Source organism: Paraconexibacter sp. AEG42_29, from assembly GCF_040581415.1.
Classification (GTDB): Bacteria; Actinomycetota; Thermoleophilia; order Solirubrobacterales; family Solirubrobacteraceae; genus Paraconexibacter.
In genome coordinates, this window is sequence record NZ_CP114014.1 from 5,532,986 (window position 1) to 5,550,326 (window position 17,341).

18 protein-coding genes are annotated in these 17,341 nt (G+C 72.8%); 8 read left to right on the plus strand and 10 right to left on the minus strand.

Annotated features, from left to right (window positions below; translation table 11 throughout):
- The first annotated feature begins 4 nt into the window (after window positions 1-4).
- Window positions 5-1,603, plus strand: a complete 1,599-nt coding sequence (locus tag DSM112329_RS26210; protein ID WP_354699525.1) for an SDR family NAD(P)-dependent oxidoreductase — start codon at window positions 5-7, stop codon at window positions 1,601-1,603.
- A 79-nt stretch (window positions 1,604-1,682) separates the two neighbouring features.
- Here the strand turns inward: DSM112329_RS26210 and DSM112329_RS26215 are convergent, their stop codons facing one another.
- The 4 genes from DSM112329_RS26215 to DSM112329_RS26230 form a co-directional block, all read right to left on the minus strand.
- The gene (locus tag DSM112329_RS26215; protein ID WP_354699526.1) at window positions 1,683-2,942 is read right to left on the minus strand and encodes a VWA domain-containing protein; all 1,260 of its coding nucleotides are present in this window, start codon (window positions 2,940-2,942) and stop codon (window positions 1,683-1,685) included.
- Window positions 2,943-3,008: 66 nt separating this feature from the next.
- A complete protein-coding gene (locus DSM112329_RS26220; protein WP_354699527.1) occupies window positions 3,009-3,485 on the minus strand; it encodes a DUF6174 domain-containing protein in 477 nt (158 codons plus the stop codon).
- Between the two features lie 543 nt (window positions 3,486-4,028).
- Window positions 4,029-5,105 (minus strand): redox-regulated ATPase YchF, encoded by a 1,077-nt coding sequence (ychF, locus tag DSM112329_RS26225; protein ID WP_354699528.1) that lies wholly within the window; start codon window positions 5,103-5,105, stop codon window positions 4,029-4,031.
- 8 nt (window positions 5,106-5,113) lie between these two features.
- Complete coding sequence (locus DSM112329_RS26230) at window positions 5,114-5,707, minus strand: phosphatase PAP2 family protein (protein WP_354699529.1); 594 nt, start codon at window positions 5,705-5,707, stop codon at window positions 5,114-5,116.
- A gap of 104 nt (window positions 5,708-5,811) precedes the next feature.
- Here DSM112329_RS26230 and DSM112329_RS26235 point away from each other — a divergent pair, with 104 nt between their 5' ends.
- Genes DSM112329_RS26235 through DSM112329_RS26245 form a run of 3 tightly spaced genes read left to right on the plus strand, consistent with a single transcriptional unit; the run spans window position 5,812 to window position 8,813 of the window.
- Window positions 5,812-6,651, plus strand: coding sequence for a diacylglycerol kinase family protein (locus DSM112329_RS26235; protein ID WP_354699530.1), 840 nt, complete (start codon window positions 5,812-5,814; stop codon window positions 6,649-6,651).
- The gene (locus DSM112329_RS26240; RefSeq protein WP_354699531.1) at window positions 6,648-8,012 is read left to right on the plus strand and encodes a phospholipase D-like domain-containing protein; all 1,365 of its coding nucleotides are present in this window, start codon (window positions 6,648-6,650) and stop codon (window positions 8,010-8,012) included. The genes DSM112329_RS26235 and DSM112329_RS26240 overlap by 4 nt, the downstream gene beginning before the upstream one ends.
- Before the next feature lie 6 nt (window positions 8,013-8,018).
- A complete protein-coding gene (locus tag DSM112329_RS26245; protein WP_354699532.1) occupies window positions 8,019-8,813 on the plus strand; it encodes an alpha/beta fold hydrolase in 795 nt (264 codons plus the stop codon).
- A 6-nt stretch (window positions 8,814-8,819) separates the two neighbouring features.
- Here the strand turns inward: DSM112329_RS26245 and DSM112329_RS26250 are convergent, their stop codons facing one another.
- Window positions 8,820-9,035, minus strand: a complete 216-nt coding sequence (locus tag DSM112329_RS26250) for a hypothetical protein (RefSeq protein ID WP_354699533.1) — start codon at window positions 9,033-9,035, stop codon at window positions 8,820-8,822.
- Window positions 9,036-9,047: 12 nt separating this feature from the next.
- Window positions 9,048-9,458 (minus strand): methylmalonyl-CoA epimerase, encoded by a 411-nt coding sequence (mce, locus tag DSM112329_RS26255; RefSeq protein ID WP_354702530.1) that lies wholly within the window; start codon window positions 9,456-9,458, stop codon window positions 9,048-9,050.
- A 61-nt stretch (window positions 9,459-9,519) separates the two neighbouring features.
- On the opposite strand from mce, the gene DSM112329_RS26260 reads away from it, so the two are divergent.
- Together DSM112329_RS26260 and DSM112329_RS26265 are read left to right on the plus strand one after the other, a co-directional pair.
- Window positions 9,520-10,080 carry a LemA family protein gene (locus DSM112329_RS26260; protein WP_354699534.1) on the plus strand — a complete coding sequence of 187 codons (561 nt, stop codon included), beginning with the start codon at window positions 9,520-9,522 and terminating at the stop codon, window positions 10,078-10,080.
- Window positions 10,077-10,970, plus strand: a complete 894-nt coding sequence (locus DSM112329_RS26265) for a hypothetical protein (protein ID WP_354699535.1) — start codon at window positions 10,077-10,079, stop codon at window positions 10,968-10,970. Before DSM112329_RS26260 ends, DSM112329_RS26265 begins: the two co-directional genes overlap by 4 nt.
- A gap of 20 nt (window positions 10,971-10,990) precedes the next feature.
- Here DSM112329_RS26265 and DSM112329_RS26270 read toward each other — a convergent pair whose 3' ends face one another.
- Complete coding sequence (locus DSM112329_RS26270) at window positions 10,991-12,553, minus strand: AAA family ATPase (RefSeq protein ID WP_354699536.1); 1,563 nt, start codon at window positions 12,551-12,553, stop codon at window positions 10,991-10,993.
- Between the two features lie 68 nt (window positions 12,554-12,621).
- Here DSM112329_RS26270 and DSM112329_RS26275 point away from each other — a divergent pair, with 68 nt between their 5' ends.
- Together DSM112329_RS26275 and DSM112329_RS26280 are read left to right on the plus strand one after the other, a co-directional pair.
- Window positions 12,622-13,365, plus strand: coding sequence for a HipA family kinase (locus tag DSM112329_RS26275; RefSeq protein ID WP_354699537.1), 744 nt, complete (start codon window positions 12,622-12,624; stop codon window positions 13,363-13,365).
- Complete coding sequence (locus DSM112329_RS26280; protein WP_354699538.1) at window positions 13,352-13,735, plus strand: DUF3037 domain-containing protein; 384 nt, start codon at window positions 13,352-13,354, stop codon at window positions 13,733-13,735. Before DSM112329_RS26275 ends, DSM112329_RS26280 begins: the two co-directional genes overlap by 14 nt.
- A 149-nt stretch (window positions 13,736-13,884) precedes the next feature.
- Here DSM112329_RS26280 and DSM112329_RS26285 read toward each other — a convergent pair whose 3' ends face one another.
- Genes DSM112329_RS26285 through DSM112329_RS26295 form a run of 3 tightly spaced genes read right to left on the minus strand, consistent with a single transcriptional unit; the run spans window position 13,885 to window position 17,282 of the window.
- A complete protein-coding gene (locus tag DSM112329_RS26285; RefSeq protein ID WP_354699539.1) occupies window positions 13,885-14,712 on the minus strand; it encodes a DUF1385 domain-containing protein in 828 nt (275 codons plus the stop codon).
- The gene (locus tag DSM112329_RS26290; protein WP_354699540.1) at window positions 14,709-16,010 is read right to left on the minus strand and encodes a M20/M25/M40 family metallo-hydrolase; all 1,302 of its coding nucleotides are present in this window, start codon (window positions 16,008-16,010) and stop codon (window positions 14,709-14,711) included. The genes DSM112329_RS26285 and DSM112329_RS26290 overlap by 4 nt, the downstream gene beginning before the upstream one ends.
- A gap of 24 nt (window positions 16,011-16,034) precedes the next feature.
- Window positions 16,035-17,282, minus strand: coding sequence for an MFS transporter (locus tag DSM112329_RS26295; RefSeq protein WP_354699541.1), 1,248 nt, complete (start codon window positions 17,280-17,282; stop codon window positions 16,035-16,037).
- Window positions 17,283-17,341: the final 59 nt, after the last annotated feature.

The following is a 17,341-nucleotide window of genomic DNA, read 5'->3' on the forward strand; positions in this document are numbered from 1 at the left end:
CACGATGGACGGGCGGGGCAGCGGATTCGACGCGGACGCGACCGGCGGCGGGGCGCAGGCCGGCGGCGGGGCGCAGGCCGGCGGCGGGGCGCAGGCCGGCGGCGACGACGTGGTCGGCCCGGCCGGGGTCGACCCCGCGCGCCTGGAGGCGTGCCTCGCGGTAATCGCCGAGCTCGACGACCTGCCGGTCGACCACCCGGACGCGGTCGCCGTGCGGCTGGCGACCGCGCGCCTGTTCAAGACCGTCAAGGAGCGGCGGCGGGCCGAGCGGCGGGCCGCGATCCAGGCCGCCGACCGTGCGGTCCTCGCGGCGACGGCCACCGCGGCGCCGGGCCGCATCGACGACGAGACGCTCGGCATACCGCTCGTGAGCGCCGCGGCCGGGGCGACCGCCGGCACGCTGATCAAGGCCCGCCCGTGCTACGTCTGCAAGACCTCCTACACCGAGGTCGACGCCTTCTACCACCAGCTCTGCCCGACCTGCGCCGCGCACCACCATGAGCGCCGGCACGTGAGCGTGGACCTGCGCGGCCGGCGGGCGCTGCTCACCGGCGGGCGCGCGAAGATCGGCATGTACATCGCGCTGCGCCTGCTGCGCGACGGCGCGCACACGACGATCACGACGCGCTTCCCGCAGGACGCCGCGCGGCGATTCGCGTCGATGGACGACAGCGCGGACTGGCTGCACCGCCTGCGGATCGTCGGTATCGACCTGCGCGACCCAGCGCAGGTGATCGCGCTGGCGGACACGGTCGCCGACGCGGGGCCGCTGGACATCCTGATCAACAACGCGGCGCAGACGGTGCGGCGGACGGCGGACGCCTACTCGCTGCTGTCGGCGGCGGAGTCCGAGCCTCACCCCGCGGGATTGCCCCGTCCCGACGTCGTCGTCCTCGGCGCGACGCGGACCGAGCACCCGGCGTCCCTTCCCGCGACGTTGACGGCCGCCGACCGGTCGGGCCCGTCTGCCGCTGCCCTGGCCACGCACGACGGGCCCGCGGCCGTCGACGTCACCGCGCTCGCCCTGACCGCGCGCTCGGCCGCCCTCGGGGCCGGACTGGACGCGTCCACGCTGGGCGTGGCGATCGATGCCGGCGGCCTGGTCCCGGACGAGGTCCACATCAACAGCTGGACGCAGCGTGTCGAGGAGGTCGACCCCGTCGAGCTGCTCGAGGTCCAGCTCTGCAACATGACCGCGCCGTTCATCCTCGTCAGCCGCCTGCGGCCGGCCATGGCAGCGTCCACCGCGCGACGGACCTACGTCGTGAACGTGTCCGCCATGGAGGGCCAGTTCGGCCGCGGGTACAAGGGTCCCGGGCACCCCCACACGAACATGGCCAAGGCCGCGCTGAACATGCTGACCCGCACGAGCGCGCACGAGATGCTGCAGACCGACGGCATCCTCATGACCAGCGTCGACACGGGCTGGATCACGGACGAGCGGCCGCACACCACCAAGGTCCGGCTGGCCGACGAGGGCTTCCACGCCCCGCTCGACCTGGTCGACGGCGCGGCGCGGGTCTATGACCCGATCGTCCGCGGCGAGGCGGGCGAGGACCTGTTCGGCGTCTTCCTCAAGGACTTCAAGACCTGCGCCTGGTAGTCACGCAGCCGGCCGCGCACCCGCCGAGTGATAGCTGACGCACGCACGGGTGTGCGCCAGCTGTCACCCGGTGCGTCGTTCAGCCCACGATGCCCTTCGAGCGGGCCGCCTGCAGCCACTGCGGGAACTCGCTCATCATCAGCTCGAAGAACTCGTTGTCGCTGATCGACTTCGGGTCGCGGACAGCGAAGAAGCCGGCGTTGTCGACCTCCCGCCCGGAGAGGTCGTCGAGCTTCTGCAGGTACGGGAACGAGTTGGCCTCGCCCACGGCGATGAACTGGACGAACGCGGGCAGGCCCGCGAGCTCCTTGATGATGCGGTCGGTCGGGCCCTTGTCGGAGTTGCCGCCATCGGTGATGAACGCGATGAAGGTCGGCGTGCGGTCGCCGCGGCGCAGCGTCTTGGCGATCGCCTGCAGCGGCGGGGCGTAGCACGTGCCGCCCCACTTCTTCTCGACCGAGTTCGCCCAGCCGGCGAAGTTGCCCAGGGTGACCGGCGCCGCCTCGTAGGACTTGGTCGCGAACAGGTGCGTCGGGATCTCGCCGTCGTCGTCGAACAGCAGCCCGGCCGCGAAGACGCGGTCGCACAGCGCCTGGTAGGCCCCGTTGGAGAACAGCGGCTTGGCCGAGTAGCTGACGTCCAGCACCAGGATCACCGCCGCGCGCTCGTCGAGCATCCCGCGCTTCTCGAGGCTGACGGCGGCGGACGCGATCTTCTTCGACAGGTCCACGCCGCCGCTACCCGACGCCTCGGCCTTCTTGGTGAGGTCGATGACGCGCTGCTTGGAGAGGCTGATCGCGGGCGTGGCGGCCGCGGGCGGCGCCGCCGGCGTGGGAGTGGGCGCCGGGGCCGGGTCGTCCGCGACCTCGATGCCGTGGACCGACAGCAGCTTCGCCATGCCCTCGGCGTAGCCGTCGCCCAGCGCGCGGACCTTCCACGCGTTATTGCGCTTGTAGAGCTCGACGCACTGCACGGCCTGCGCGCTGGTCTCCGGGCAGGTGAACTCGACGTCGGCGACCGTGGTCGTGATGGTGGAGCCGAAGCTGCCCCGCGGCGTGTCGGTCATCGTCGCGACGACGATCCGCTCGATCTTCGCCGGCAGGGCACGGACGTCGATCGTGACCTGGTCGCCCGCGCTGTCGTCCGTCGTCAGCTTGACGGAGCCCCCGCCGGCGACGGGGTTCGAGAAGAGGACGACCCCGTCGTCACCGTCGGCCTTGCCGCCGGCGTCGAGCAGCAGGGCGATCAGGTCCATGTGACCGGCGCCGTACTTCGCGCGGACGGTGTAGGTGGGCGCGTCGGGGAGCGGTGCGTTCGCACCGGCGGAGAGCGAGGTCATCTGGGCATCTCATGGGGTCGGACGGCGGAGGCGGTTCGAGCGTACCTCGTCACCGTTCACGAGCCGTCACTTGCCCGTCTTCTTGAAGCGGTCGATCGTGTAGTAGCTCTCCTCGTCCGCGATCCGGAAGTCGCGGTCGATGGTGATCGTCGAGGGGACGCCGTAGCGGCCGTACTTCACGCCGATCGTGGCGACCTTCCCGTCGATCGCGCCCTGGATCGTCCTGAACATCCGCGGCACCGACGCGACGGGCCCGAGGTTCTGGGGCGGCTTGACCGGGAACGTGTTCCTGACCTTGATCGTCCGCGGCCTGCGGTACGTCTCGGGGCAGAAGCACGAGATGGCAGCCCGCAGCTGGTAGTTGCGGATCTTCGCCTGCTTCCACTTCCGCTTCGCCGCGTCCAGCTGCTTCTGCGCCGTGCCGTCGGTGATGTTCGGGTCGGTCGCGGGCGGCTGCGCCTCCTGGGCGGTGACGGGCCCGGCGAGCGCGAACGTGGCCATGAGCGTCAGGACAGCGGCTGAGAGACGGCGGGCGACGGGCATGGCCGCGAGCGTACCCGCGGCCTGCGCAGCCCGCCTAGTGTCAACCCGGTCTCCCGCAACGGCACGCTGCTGGTTTGGGTGCGTTGTGGGGGTGTGGTGCCGGGGGCGCCGCGCGGAAGGTCTGGTGGGCCTGACCCGCCGGATCCTCCGCGCGTCCAGCCCGGGCGCGCTGTGTGGAGGCTCCCGGGGACCTGACCCCCCTCATCCTCCGAGCGTGCCGGGCCGCGGCGGCGGCGGCGCGGCGCCGGTGGCGTTCTACCGGGCTGGGAGCCGTGCAGTCCACCGTTCGCCCGCCCGGCCAGCCGCCCGCCCCACGCCCCGCACCCGCGACCACGCGGCCTCCCAGCGCCCACCGCCGTCAACAGCCCGCAGTTCTCAAAGCCGCCACGACCAGGACGGTCCTCGGCGTCAGCGCCACCGACCTCCGACCACCAGGCCCTCGGCGTCACCGAACCCCGACCACCAGGGTCCCGGTGTCAGCGCCATCGACCACGACGGTCCTTCCGGCGCGAGCGGCCGGTCCGGGCGATCGCTGCGACCTGCCTACGGCGTGAACTTCACCGTCAGCACGTCGCCGTCCTGCATGACGTAGTCGCGACCCTCGAGCCGCAGCGTCCCGCGGTCGCGGGCCTGGGAGTAGCCGCCCGCGTCCAGCAGGGCGTCCCACGGGATGACCTCCGCGCGGACGAAGCCGCGCTGGATGTCCGAATGGATCTGGCCGGCCGCGTGCCACGCGGTGAGGCCGTCCCTCAGGTGCCAGGACTGCGCGCGCTTGCCCTGCCCGATCGTGAAGAACGAGTTCAGGTTCAGCAGCGCGAACGCCCCGTGGACCACGCGCTGCAGGCCGGACTCGCCGATGCCGAGCTCGGCGCGCATGCTCGCGGCCTCCTCGTCCTCCATCTCCGACAGCTCGGCCTCCATGCGGCTGGACACGGCGACGACACCGGCGCCGTTGGCCGCCGCATGCGCGGCGACCGCGTCCGGGACGTCGTCCTCGCCCTCGTCGATGTTCGCGACGAACAGCACCGGCTTGGCCGTGAGCAGCTGGACGGACTGGCCCTTGTCGACGTCGACCGGCATCGGGACGGTCCGCGCGGGCTTGCCGGTCTGCAGGACCTCGGTGACCTCCTCGAGCCACTTCTGCTCGGCGATCGCCGCCTTGTCCCCGCCGCGGGCGTCGCGGGTGACCTTGCCGACGCGTTTCTCGATCGCCTCGAGGTCAGCGAAGATCAGCTCGGTCTCGATCGTCTCGATGTCCCGCAGCGGGTCGACGGAGCCGTCGGGGTGGATGATCCCGTCGTCGTGATGGGCGCGGACGACGTGCACGAGCGCGTCGGTCTCGCGGATGTTGGCCAGAAACTTGTTGCCGAGGCCCTCGCCCTCGTGCGCGCCCTTGACCAGCCCGGCGATGTCGTGGAAGTCGATGTGGTCGGCGACGATGTCGCTCGCGCCGATCATCGTGGCGACCTTCGTCATCCGGTCGTCCTCCACCGGGACGACCGCGATGTTCGGCTCGATCGTGGTGAACGGGTAGTTGGCCGCCTCCGCGCCGGCCTTCGTCAGCGCGTTGAAGAGCGACGACTTGCCCGCGTTGGGCATCCCGACGATTCCGACCTTCATGGGCATGCTTACGTCCTCGCCTTGGGCTTGAAGAAGGTGCCGACCGCGGTGCCGAGTGCCGCCCCCGCGAGGATGTCGACGGGGTAGTGCACGCCGAGGTAGACCCGGGACAGCGCCATCGCGCCGGCGGTCACGCGCAGCGGCGTGGCCGCGGGCCCGACGAGCGGGGCGAACACGGCGGCGGCCGCGAACGACGACGACGCGTGCGCGCTCGGGAACGACAGCGCGGTCGGGGTGGAGATCAGCGCCGGCAGGCCGTCGAACACCGGGCGCTTGCGGCGGAAGACCTGCTTGAGGGCGGTGTTCGCGACGTAGGCGGTGGCGACCCCGCCGAGGCCCCGCAGCCAGTCGTCCCGCCGACGGGCGTCGAGCGTCGCGCCGGCGGCGCCGAGGGCCAGCCAGCAGGCGGCGTGCTCGCCGGTCCGCGAGAACGACTTCACGCGCGCGACGGTCTCCGGGGTGCGCGCGACCCCGCGGATCGCGCGGTACGTGGCGACGTCGACCGCCGCCACCCGCCGGCCCACGGGTCCGGACCGGCGCAGCGCCAGCAGGGCGCGTCGGGAGCCGGAACTGGTGGCAGGGACGATCGCGGACACGGACATGGGCGCGGCGGAGGTTAGGGCTTCACCCGCCGGGGCCGCGTGGCGAGGCTCGCCGTCCGTCCACTCCGGGCTTCAACCGGACGGTTCGCGGGCAGACCGGCACGATGCGGATCCTGCTGATCGTGAACGCCGGCTCGGGCGGGGTCGACGACCCCGACGCCATCGCGGCCGGTCTGCGCACCCGCGGCGCCGACGTGGACGCCCACCCGATCGACGACCTGGACGACCTCCGCGACGCGCCCCCGGCAGGCGTCGACCGCGTCGTGGTCGCGGGCGGCGACGGCAGCCTCGGGCCGGCCGCGGCGCTCGCCGCGCAGCTGGACGTCCCGCTCGCCGTGCTTCCGGTGGGGACGGCGAACGACCTGGCCCGCGCCCTGGAGCTGCCGCTGGACGACCTCGAGGCCGCGCTGGACCTAGCGGCTCGCGGCGAAGGTCTGCGCACCGTCGACATCGCCGACGCCGGGGTCGTCCCCTTCCTCAACACCGCCTCCGCCGGGCTCTCCGTGCACGCCACCCGCAGCGCCGTCCCGCTCAAGCGCGTCCTCGGGCCGCTCGCCTACGCGGCCGGCGCAGTGCACGCCGGCGTCCGCGCCCAGCCGCTGCAGGTCCGGGTGGCCGCCGACGGCGAGCCCGTCTTCAGCGGCCGGGCCTGGCAGGTGATCGTCGCCGGCACCGGGGCGTTCGGCGGCGGCTCCAAGCTGGACGTCGCCAGGCCCGGGGCGCTCGACGTGGCGGTGCTGGTCGCCGGCCCGCGGCGGCAGCTGCTGCGGCGCGCGCACGGCATGCGGGTGGGCGGACTGACCGAGCAGGACGGCGTGGTGCACGCCCGCGGCACGACCGTCACCGTCGAGGGGCCCGGCGACTTCAACGTCGACGGCGACGTGCGGACGGTGCCGGGTGGCCGCTTCACCACCGCCGACCAGGTAAGGATCGTGGTCTCATGAACGCCGACGACCTCGCCCGCTGGACCCGCCGGCGGACCGCCCCCCGCCGGACCGTCCGCCTCCCCGCCGCCCGCTACGCCTACCCGGTCGCCGTCGGCGCGAGCGGTGCCGCCTGGTACGCGGCCGACAGCCTGCGCCACCGCCGCGAGCAGGGCTCCGGCTACGAGCTCGGCGCGGACGCCCCGCCCGTCGGCGACCGCGCGTTCCTGCGGACCACCGAGGCGCTGACCGGCGCGCCGATCTCGGTCGGCAACGACATCGAGCTGCTCATCAACGGCGACGCGATCTTCCCCGCGTTCCTCGAGACGATCCGCGGCGCGAAGAAGACGCTCAACCTGCTCACCTACGTCTACTGGCGCGGTGACATCACCCACGAGATCGCCGACGCGCTCTGCGAGAAGGCGCGGGAGGGCGTCGAGGTGAACGTCCTGCTCGACTGGGTCGGGACCCTGAAGATGGACGGGTCGCTCGTGGAGCGCCTGCGCGAGGCCGGCGCGACCGTCGCGAAGTTCCGCCCGCTGAAGCCGTACGCGGTCCGGCGCCTGGACAACCGGACGCACCGCAAGCTGCTGATCGCGGACGGCGAGGTCGGCATGACCGGCGGCGTCGGGATCGCGGACGAGTGGACCGGCAACGCGCAGGACCCCGACCACTGGCGGGACACGCACGTCCGGGTCCGCGGCCCGGTCGTCCGCGGGCTGCAGGGCGCCTTCATCGAGAACTGGCTCGAGGCGACGGGGACGGTCCTCGTCGGCGACGACCACCTGCCGGACCTCGACGACGACAACATCGACGAGGACGACGAGTCGGTGGCCGCGATGCAGGTGGTGCGGTCCCGGGCCGGCGTCGGCGACACGAACATCGAGGCGCTGATGTTCCTGGCGATCGCCTCCGCGCGCGAGCACCTGGACCTGACCGCCGCCTACTTCGCCCCGCGGCCGGCGTTCACGACCGCGCTGTGCGAGGCGGCGGCGCGCGGGGTGCGCGTGCGCGTGCTGGTGCCTGGGGCGAAGGGGGACAAGCAGATCGTCCGCATGGCCGGCCGCGAGAGCTACGACGACCTGCTCGACTGCGGCGTGGAGGTCTACGAGTACTGCCCGACGATGCTCCACGCCAAGTCGCTGGTCATCGACGGCGCGTGGTCCTCGGTCGGCTCGGTGAACTTCGACAACCGCTCCTTCCAGCTCCAGGACGAGGCGACGCTCTGCGTCCAGGATCCGGGCTTCGCCGCAAAGCTGACCGAGCAGTACGAGCGCGACCTCGAGCAGTCCGAGCCGATCGCGCCGGGCCGGTGGGCGCAGCGCGGCCTGCGCGAGCGCGCGGCGGAGCGGGCCCTCACCCTCATCCGGCGGGAGCTCTGAGGTGGTGTGACGGACGACGACCGGCCGGGGTCGGCGGTGCTGGCGCACGACGACGTCGGGACCGGTCCGGCGGTCCTGCTGATCCACGCCGGGATCGCCGACCGCCGCATGTGGTCGGACCACACGCAGGCCCTGGCCCAGGCCGGCCGCCGGGTGATCGCGGTCGACCTGCCGGGCTACGGGGACTCGCCCGCACCGGCGTCGGTCGACGAGCCCTGGGAGGACGTGATCGCGGTCCTCGACGGACTCGGGATCACCCGCGCGGCCGTGGTCGGCGTGTCGTTCGGCGGGGCGGTGGCGCTGCGCGTGGCCGCCGCGGCGCCGGCACGGGTCTCGGCGCTGGTCGTCGTCTCCGCGCCGGTCGACGCCGTGGCGCCGTCCCCCTCGCTGCAGGCCGCGTGGGCCGCCGAGGAGGTCGCGCTCGAGCGCGGGGACGTCGACGCGGCGGTCACCGCCGTGGTGGACGCCTGGACGCTGCCGGGGGCACCGGCCGCGCTGCGCGAGCGGGTTGCCGCGATGCAGCGGCGCGCCTTCGCCGTGCAGCTGACCGCCCCCGACACCGGCGAGGCCCCGGACCCGCTCGACGAGGAACTGGGCGCGCTGGCGGCGATCAGCGGGCTCCCCATCCTGTTCGCCGTCGGCGAGCACGACCGCAGCGACTTCCACGATGGCGCCGCGCTGCTGGCGGCCGCCGTCCCGGGCAGCCGCCTCGCCGTCATCCCGGGCGCCGGTCACCTCGCGCCGCTGGAGGCTCCCGGCGCCTTCCGGGACCTGCTGCTGGATGTCCTGGGCCGGACGTGAGGCCCGTCAGCCGCTGAGGCCGAAGCCGACGCGCTGCTCGTCCTTGTCGATCTTCACCCACAGGACGTGGGCGAGGTTCAGCTTGATGTTGGCGTCCTCCGCGTCGACGACGTGCCAGCCCTCGGTGCCGACCGCGGCCTGGAGCTTCGCCAGCTCGTCGTCGGAGACGCGGAGGGCGACGGGGGGGCTGGCGTGGAAGCCGATGGAGATGCGCTGGGCCATGGTCCTGTGAGCTTAGTGGCCGTCGGCGGGCTGGACGATCTCCGTCAGCACCCCGCCCGTGGACTTCGGATGCACGAACGCGACGCTCGACCCGCGGATCCCGATCCGCGGCGTCTTGTCGATCAGCTGGATGCCGGCGGCGGTCAGGCGCTCGAGCTCGGCCACAATGTCGCCCGTCTGGTAGGCGACGTGGTGGATCCCGGGCCCCTTCTTGGCGAGGAACTTGCCGACGGGCGTGTCGTCCCCCAGCGGCGCGAGCAGCTCGACGTGGTTCTCGCCGACGTCCAGGAGGATCGCCTCGACACCCTGCTCGGTGACGGTCTCCCGGTGGACGAGGGTCATGTCGTAGTCGCGCTCGTAGAGGGCGAGGGCGGCGTCGAGGTCGGTGACGGCGACGCCGATGTGATCGATGCGGGCGAACATGGCCGCAAGTCTCGCGGATCCGAGGGTGGAGCCGTCGTCCGGGCGGGTACGGTCCCGGGCCATGATCGTCCTCTACGTCGTCGTCGCGCTCGTCGTGATCGTCGGCCTCGCCTACATCCTCATCTACAACGGGCTCGTCGGGGCGCGGAACAAGGTCGACGAGGCGTGGAGTGGGATCGACGTGCAGCTGAAGCGCCGCCACGACCTGGTCCCGAACCTTGTCGCGGCCGTCAAGGGCTACGCGGAGCACGAGCGGTCCACGCTCGACGCGGTCGTCGAAGCCCGCAGCGCCGCGCAGTCGGCGAGCGGCCCGGCCGCGCAGGGTGCGGCCGAGAACCGGCTCACCGGGGCGATCGGGCCGGTGCTCGCGCTCGCCGAGCAGTACCCGCAGCTCCGCGCGGTCGAGGGCTTCACGCGGCTGCAGGACGAGCTCGCGCAGCTCGAGGACGAGATCCAGGCCGCGCGCCGCCTCTACAACGGCAACGTGCAGAGCTACACGACCAAGACGCAGGTCTTCCCGTCGTCGATCGTCGCCGCCCGCGGGCCGTTCCCGCCGAAGGAGCTGTTCGCCCTGTCCTCCCCGGCGGAGCGCGAGGTCCCGTCGGTCGACTTCGGGGCATGAGCGCCCGCGAGCCCGACCCGCGGATCGTCGCGGCGTTCGACACGACCCGCGGCCGCCACCTGAAGACCGTCCTGGCGGGCGGGACCTTCCGCCTGGGCACCGGGGCCGGCCTGGTCGCCGGCGTCGGCGTCGGCGTCGCCGTGGCCGGCCTCCCGGGTGCGCTGGTCGGCCTGGTGGCGGTGAGCATCGTGGCCCTGGTGATCGCCTTCGCGGTCGCGAGCAGCCGGGCCAAGCACGACTTCTGGACCGCGTTCGCCGCGAGCCTCGGCATGACCTACGTCGGCTCGACCAAGCTGCCGGAGACCACCCCGATCCTGAGCGCCGGCGACCGCTGCTCGTGCCGGGACTGGATGCACGGCACCGGCGACGACGGGCGGGCCTTCGGGCTCGGGAACTACACCTACCAGACGCGTGAGCGCAACGCGGACGGCAAGGGGTACCACTACGACGACCACGACTACACGCTCGCGACCGTCGAGGTCGCCGGGGCGGACGAGTGCTTCGTCCGCGCGCTCTCGCTCCGCACGCACCGGCGCAACAAGCTCACGCGCCTGCTCGGACAGGACAGCGTGGGCGCGCTGACGATGGAGAACCTGGCGACGGAGTCCGCGGCCTTCGACGACCGCTACGACCTCATGATCGAGAAGGACGGCGACGCGGTCCGCGTGCTGGAAGTCTTCACGCCCGCGTTCATCGCGCGGCTGGCGCAGCATCCGCTCGAGCCGTACTTCGACTATCGCAGCGGCACGCTCGTCGTCTTCGTCCCGGGCCACAGCAACGAGGCCGTCGAGTTCACGGCCCTCCTGGAGTGCGCGCGGGAGATCGCCGGGCGTTTCCGTGAGGAGGTCGACGAGTCGCTGCGCGCGACCGGGTCCGCGGCACCCCGGTAGCCCGGCGAACGTCGACCGCGTCAGGCGACGACGGGGCCGTCCTCGTCGAGGCGCTTGGCCGCGACGACCCGGAGCCCGGGCTCGCCGGGACGGCGCTCGAGCTGCGCCACGCCGCGCATGATCTCGTCGATCGAGTCGCGTTCGAGCACCTCGCGGCGCAGCAGCTCCTCGGCGATCTCGTCGAGCTTCGCGCGGTGCTCCAGGATCAGGCGGCGCGCGGCGCTCTCGCCCTCGAAGGCCAGCTCCTGCTGCTCCTCGTCGCGGATCCGGCGGGTGACGTCGCTGACGACGTTCGAGTCGGTGATCGCCTTCGCGACCGAGGTCGACGTGCCCATGGCGTACTCGTGGACCATCGCGTGGGTCAGCTCGGCGACGCGCAGCAGGTCGTTGGCCGCGCCGGTCGTCACCGCGCCGAAGACGATCTGCTCGGCCACGCGGCCACCGAGGAGGACGGTGATCTGGTCGATCAGCTCCTCGCGGGTCTTCAGGTAGCTGTCCTCGTCGGGCACGTTCATGACGTAGCCGAGCGCGGCGCCGCGGGGCACGATCGAGATCTTGTGGACCGGGTCGGTCGTCTTCAGCAGCTCGCGGCAGAGCGCGTGACCGGCCTCGTGGAAGGCGACGATCCGGCGCTCGCGCGGGTTCAGCGTCGTGGAGGACTGCACGCCGGCGACGACCCGCTCGAGGGCGTCGTCGAAGTCGGCCTTGGAGACCGCGAGCCCGCTGCGACGGGCGCAGAAGATCGCCGCCTCGTTCGCGAGGTTCGCGAGGTCGGCGCCGGTCAGGCCGCTGGTCTGCTGGGCGATGACGTCGAGGTCGACGTCGAGGCCGAGCGGCTTCGTGCGGGTGTGGACGTCGAGGACCTTGCGGCGGCCCGCGACGTCCGGCGGGGTCACGAAGACCTGGCGGTCGAAGCGCCCCGGGCGGGTCAGCGCCGGGTCGAGCTTGTCGAGCAGGTTGGAGGCGGCGATGACGACGACGTTGTCGCTGCCACTGAAGCCGTCCATCTCGACCAGCAGCTGGTTGAGCGTCTGCTCGCGCTCGGAGTTGTTGTCGGTGCCGCGGCGGGCACCCACGGCGTCGAGCTCGTCGATGAACAGGATCGACGGCGAGTTCTTGCGGGCCTCGCGGAACAGGCGGCGAATCCGGGCGGCGCCGAGGCCGGCGAACATCTCGACGAACGAGGACGCCGACTGGCTGAAGAACTGCGCTCCGGACTCGTGCGCGACGGCCTTCGCGAGCAGCGTCTTGCCGGTGCCGGGCGGGCCGTGGAGCAGGACGCCCCGCGGGACCTTCGCGCCGAGCTTCTCGAACTTCTTCGGGTCCTTGAGGAACTCGACGACCTCGCGCAGCTCGGCCTTGGCCTCGTCGACCCCGGCGATGTCGTCCCAGCCGATGTCGCTCTTCGAGTCCGGCTTGATCTGCACCGGCTTCGTCTTCGGCATCCGCTTGAGCGTCTGGATGAGGACGTAGGCGATCGCCATCATGAAGACGATGCCCAGGGTCTGACCCCAGTCGTCTCCGAACTGGCGGACCTGCTCAGACCATGTCAGTGCAAGGGGAATGGCTGCCGAGATACCCACAGTCGTCACTATCGAGTCGTTCGGCCTGGTCCTCAAGGGGGTCAAGGCCCCATCTGGACGATTGACCCATGCGCACGATCACGGCCACCCGCTACGTCACGCCCTTCCGCGAAGGCGGCTCCATGCCGGCGCTGGTCGAGGCCGACGACGACGGGCTGTACGTCCTGAAGTTCCGCGGCGCGGGCCAGGGGCCACGGGCGCTGGTCGCCGAGCTGATCGCCGGCGAGCTCGCCCGCGCGCTCGGCCTGCCCGTCCCCGAGCTCGTGCTCTGCGAGCTCGATCCGCGCATCGGCGTGGCCGAGCCGGACCCCGAGATCCAGGAGCTCCTGCAGGCCAGTGCAGGGCTGAACGTCGCGATGGACTTCCTCCCGGGGTCGCTCGCGTTCGCCGGACCGGACGCCGTGGACCCCGCGCTGGCCGCCGAGGTCGTGTGGCTCGACAGCCTCGTGATGAACGTCGACCGCACGCCGCGCAACCCGAACCTGCTGCAGTGGCACGGCGCCACCTGGCTGATCGACCACGGGGCGGCGTTCTACCGCCACCACCGCGACGACTCGGACCCCGAAGGCCTCGCCGTGCAGCCGTTCCCGCTGATCGCGCAGCACGTGCTGTTGGCGCGTGCGGGCTCGCTGGCGGACGCAGGCTCGCGGCTCGCACCGCTGGTGGACGACGCGCTGCTGGAGCGGCTCGCCGGTTTCGTCCCCGACGGGTGGGCGGGCGACGCCGGCCCGGAGGCGTACACGCGCTTCCTGCGCGCCCGGGTCGCCGCGTCGACGCAGCTCTGCCAGGAGGCCGAGGATGCCCGCGGGTGAGCCGTTCGCCTACGCGGTGCTGCGCGTGATCCCCGACCTGGAGCGCGGCGAGTGCGTGAACGCGGGCGTCGTGCTGTTCTGCCGGCGCGCGCGCTTCCTCGAGGCCCGCACCGCCGTCGACGAGGCCCGCCTCCATGCGCTGGCGCCGACCGCCGACGGCGTCGCGATCGCGGCCTACCTGCGGACGCTCGAGCTGATCGCGGCCGGGGACCCCGCGGGTGGACCGGTGGCGGCGCAGGAGCCGTCCGAGCGGTTCCACTGGCTGGTCGCCCCGGCGAGCACGATCGTGCAGCCGTCGACGGTCCACACGGGCCTGACGCAGGACGCGCCGGCGACGCTCACCCGCCTGATGACGCGCCTCGTCGGCTGACCTCGGCCGCCCCACCCGCGTCGAGACCCGTTTCTCATCACCAGGGTCGACGCTCATCGCATCTCGGCCGGCTCTCCGGGAGTTCGTTCTCGGCGGCCCGCATCGCCGCGGGGCCAGGCGCGAACTCCCCAGCTGATCGACGCAGTCGATCAGCCCTCGACGCGCAGGATCTCGGCGAGGGCTGCGTAGCCCACCTCGAGCTGGGCGTCCGTCGGCTCGCGCGTCCCGATCACCCGCTGCAGCTCGTGGCCCGGTCGCCGCAGGGCGCGAGCGGCACCGCTGGACGCGTGCTTCTCCGCCCACGAGAAGACCTCGACCGCGACCCCGACCGACGCCAGCTGCAGCGCGATGCCCTGCGCCTGCGTCGGCTTCTCGACCATGCGGCGCAGCAGCGTGTTGCCGGCGACGGTGGCGACCATCAGCGGCGCCATCAGGTGCGACCCGCAGCGATCGTGCTCCTTCGAGGCGTCGCGCGCGCCCGCGGTGACACCGGCGACGGCGTCGTCGGGGTCCGACCCCTCGTACGCGGCGATCGCCTTGTGCTCGACGCCGTGGTAGGCCGCGAGGTCGCCGCCGCGCAGCGCGATCAGCGACGGCGCGAGCCCCAGCAGCGCGAGCGCCGCCTCGCCGCCCGGCCCGGAGATCCGCCGCCGCAGCAGGGCGCCGGTCAGCATCGTCGCGCCCATCGCGCCCAGGACCGCCGGGTTCTGGAACGGCAGCTGCGCCTCCGGCAGCCCGCGCTTGACGAGCGGGATCACGGCCATCGCCTCGCCGATCGCCGCGATGCCGCGGACGAGCGGGACGTCGGACGCCGCGCGGCGCAGCTGCGGCTTGCGACCGGAGGCGACCCCGATCGTGCCGTCCGGCCGGCGGGCCGCGACCGACCAGTGCGTCGGGCCGTGCACGAGCAGGCCGTTGCGGAGCGCCATGCCCCCGAGTCGCAGCCGTTCCGGCTGCTGCGCTTCCGTGGTGCTCATGAACCCAGGCGCTCCTTGATGATGTGGGCGTAGCAGCGGGTGGCGTACCCGAGATCCCGCACGTCGATCCGCTCGTTGGCCGAATGGACGAGCGGGGCGGTCTCGTAGAGCGTCTGGTGCTTGTGCGGGAACCAGCCGTAGGCGACGCACTCCGGGAAGGCGTTGCGGAAGGTCCGCGAGTCGGTGAAGCCCGCGAGGATCGTCGGGATCACCTTCGCCTCCGGATCCTCCTTGGCGATCCACGACTCGATCGTCCGGAACAGGTCGGTGTCGACCGGCGACTCGTTGCCGGGAACCTGCTCGGTGAAGTCCAGCCGGTAGCCGTCGGTCCCCAGGACCTCGGTGATGCGGCGCTCGGCGAGCTCGCGGCCGAGGCCCGGCGGGACGCGGCAGTCGACGCGGATCTCGGCGCTCGCGGGGATGACGTTGATCTTCTTGCTCGCGCTGATCTTCGTCGGCGCGAGGCTGACGCCGAGCATCGGCTCGACGAGCATCCCGAGGATGGGGTCACGGCGCTGCAGCTCGGCCAGCGCGCCGGCCGGGTCGCCGTCGACCGGGATGCCGAGGCCCTCGAGCATCCCGCGCGGCCCCGTCGTGATGTCCAGCCCGGGCTGCCGGTCGGCCATCAGCTGCAGGAACGGCGCGAGCTTCAGCAGCGCGTTGTCGCCCATCTTCGGGATCGACGCGTGCCCGGCGATGCCGTCGGTGGTGATCGTGAAGCGGAAGACGCCCTTCTCCGCGACGCAGACCCCGTAGTAGCGGCCGTCCTCGAACGGGATGACGGGGCCACCGCCCTCGTTCAGCAGCTCGTCGCAGCGGACGAGGTCGGGGTGGTGCTCGCAGATCCACTGGGCGCCCTGCGAGCCGCCCGTCTCCTCGTCGGCGACCGACACGATCAGCAGCTCGCCGCGCTCGGGCCGCCAGCCGGACGCCGCCAGGGTGCATGCGGCGGCGACCTCCGCCGCGGTCTGCGACTTCATGTCCAGCGCACCGCGGCCCCACAACATGCCGTCGTCGTCAACGGTCCCCGACCACGGGTCCCGCTCCCAGTCGGCGGGGGAGGCGAGGACCGTGTCCACGTGGGAGAGCAGGCACAGCGTCGGCCCGTCCGCCTTGCCCTTCAGCCGCGCCACGAGGTTCGGCCGCTCCTCCGAGGAGCCGACCATGGTGATGCCCTCGAAGCCCGCGCCCTCGAGCTCGGCGGCGAGCAGCTCCTGCGCCGGGCGCTCGTTCCCCGGAGGGTTGACGGTGTTGCACCGGATCAGTTGCTGCAGCAGGGCCGTCGCGAGTCGCTCCACGACGCCCACTCTACGAGCAGCTGGTCACACCGGCACAGGCACCTTGTTCGCCCCCTGCTCGGCGTCCTTGCGGCCGCCGAGCAGCACCGGCGTGGCGGCCAGGACCCCCGCGGCGAGGACGCCGGCGAAGATCGCGAGCGCCGACCGCGGGCTCAGCGCCTCGTTCATGAGGCCGAGCCCGATCACCGGGACGGAGATCCCGACGTAGGCGCACAGGAACAGGCCGGCCAGCGCCTCGGCGCGGGTCTCGGGCGGGGCGATCGAGGCGACGGTCGTGAGCGCGCCCTTGAACAGCAGGCCACCCGCACCGCCGGCGACCGCTCCGCCGATCAGGAACAGCGCGAGGCTCGGCGTGGGCAGCCAGACCGCAAGGACGAGGATCGCAAGGCCGGCGAGCATCGCCCCGATCCCGGTGCGCAGGATCCGGTCGACGCTGAGGCGCTCCGCGGCGAGCTGCGCGCCGACACCGGACCCGAACGCGACGAACGCAGCGGCGCCCGCGAGGGCGTGGGACGTGTGGTGCAGCGTTCCGGCGAGGAAGGTCGGCGCCATCGCGTTGAAGAGGCCGTACACGGCGAAGGCGACGAGCGATGCCAGGGCGGCCGCCGCGAAGCGGGCCCGGTCGGCCGCCGGGATCGTGACGCTCTGCGGGCGGTAGGCGGGCCGCGGCACGGCGGCGGGACGGGTCTCCGGCGCCAGCAGGACGAACACGAGCCCGGCCACCAGCGTCGCGATCGAGACCAGGTACGGGATCGTCAGCGGATGGTCGACCCACTGGGCGAGCGCGCCGGCCGCGAGCGGGCCGACCGCGAGGCCGCCGATGTTCGCGATCAGGGCGACACGCTGCGCGCGGCGGGCGTCCGCCTCGGGCCGCGCGCCCGTGTGGAGCTCGGCGATCCACGCGGTCGCGGTGGCGGTGGCGGCCCCGATGCCCAGCCCGTTGACGAAGCGGCCGATCATCAGGCCGGGCACCTCGCGCCAGAAGAGGAAGAAGAGGCTGCTGAGCAGGGTCAGGACGAGCGCGGCGACCAACAGCCGGCGGCGGCCCAGGACGTCCGACAGGTGGCCCGCCAGCCACAGGCTCGCCATCACGCCGAACGCGTACACGGCGAAGATCACGGTCACGGTCAGCGACCCGAAGCCGTCGCGCGCCATGTAGATCGCGTAGAGGGGCGTCGGGACGGCCGAGTACGCCATGAGCGCGAGGAAGGTGAAGGCGACGGCCCAGAAGCCGCGCTCGTGGGACCGGGTCGTGGCTGTCGCTCGGGTCATGCCCTGCATCCTGGCAACCGTCGGTCATCACCGAAAGCGGTCAGGAGCGATATCGGTCA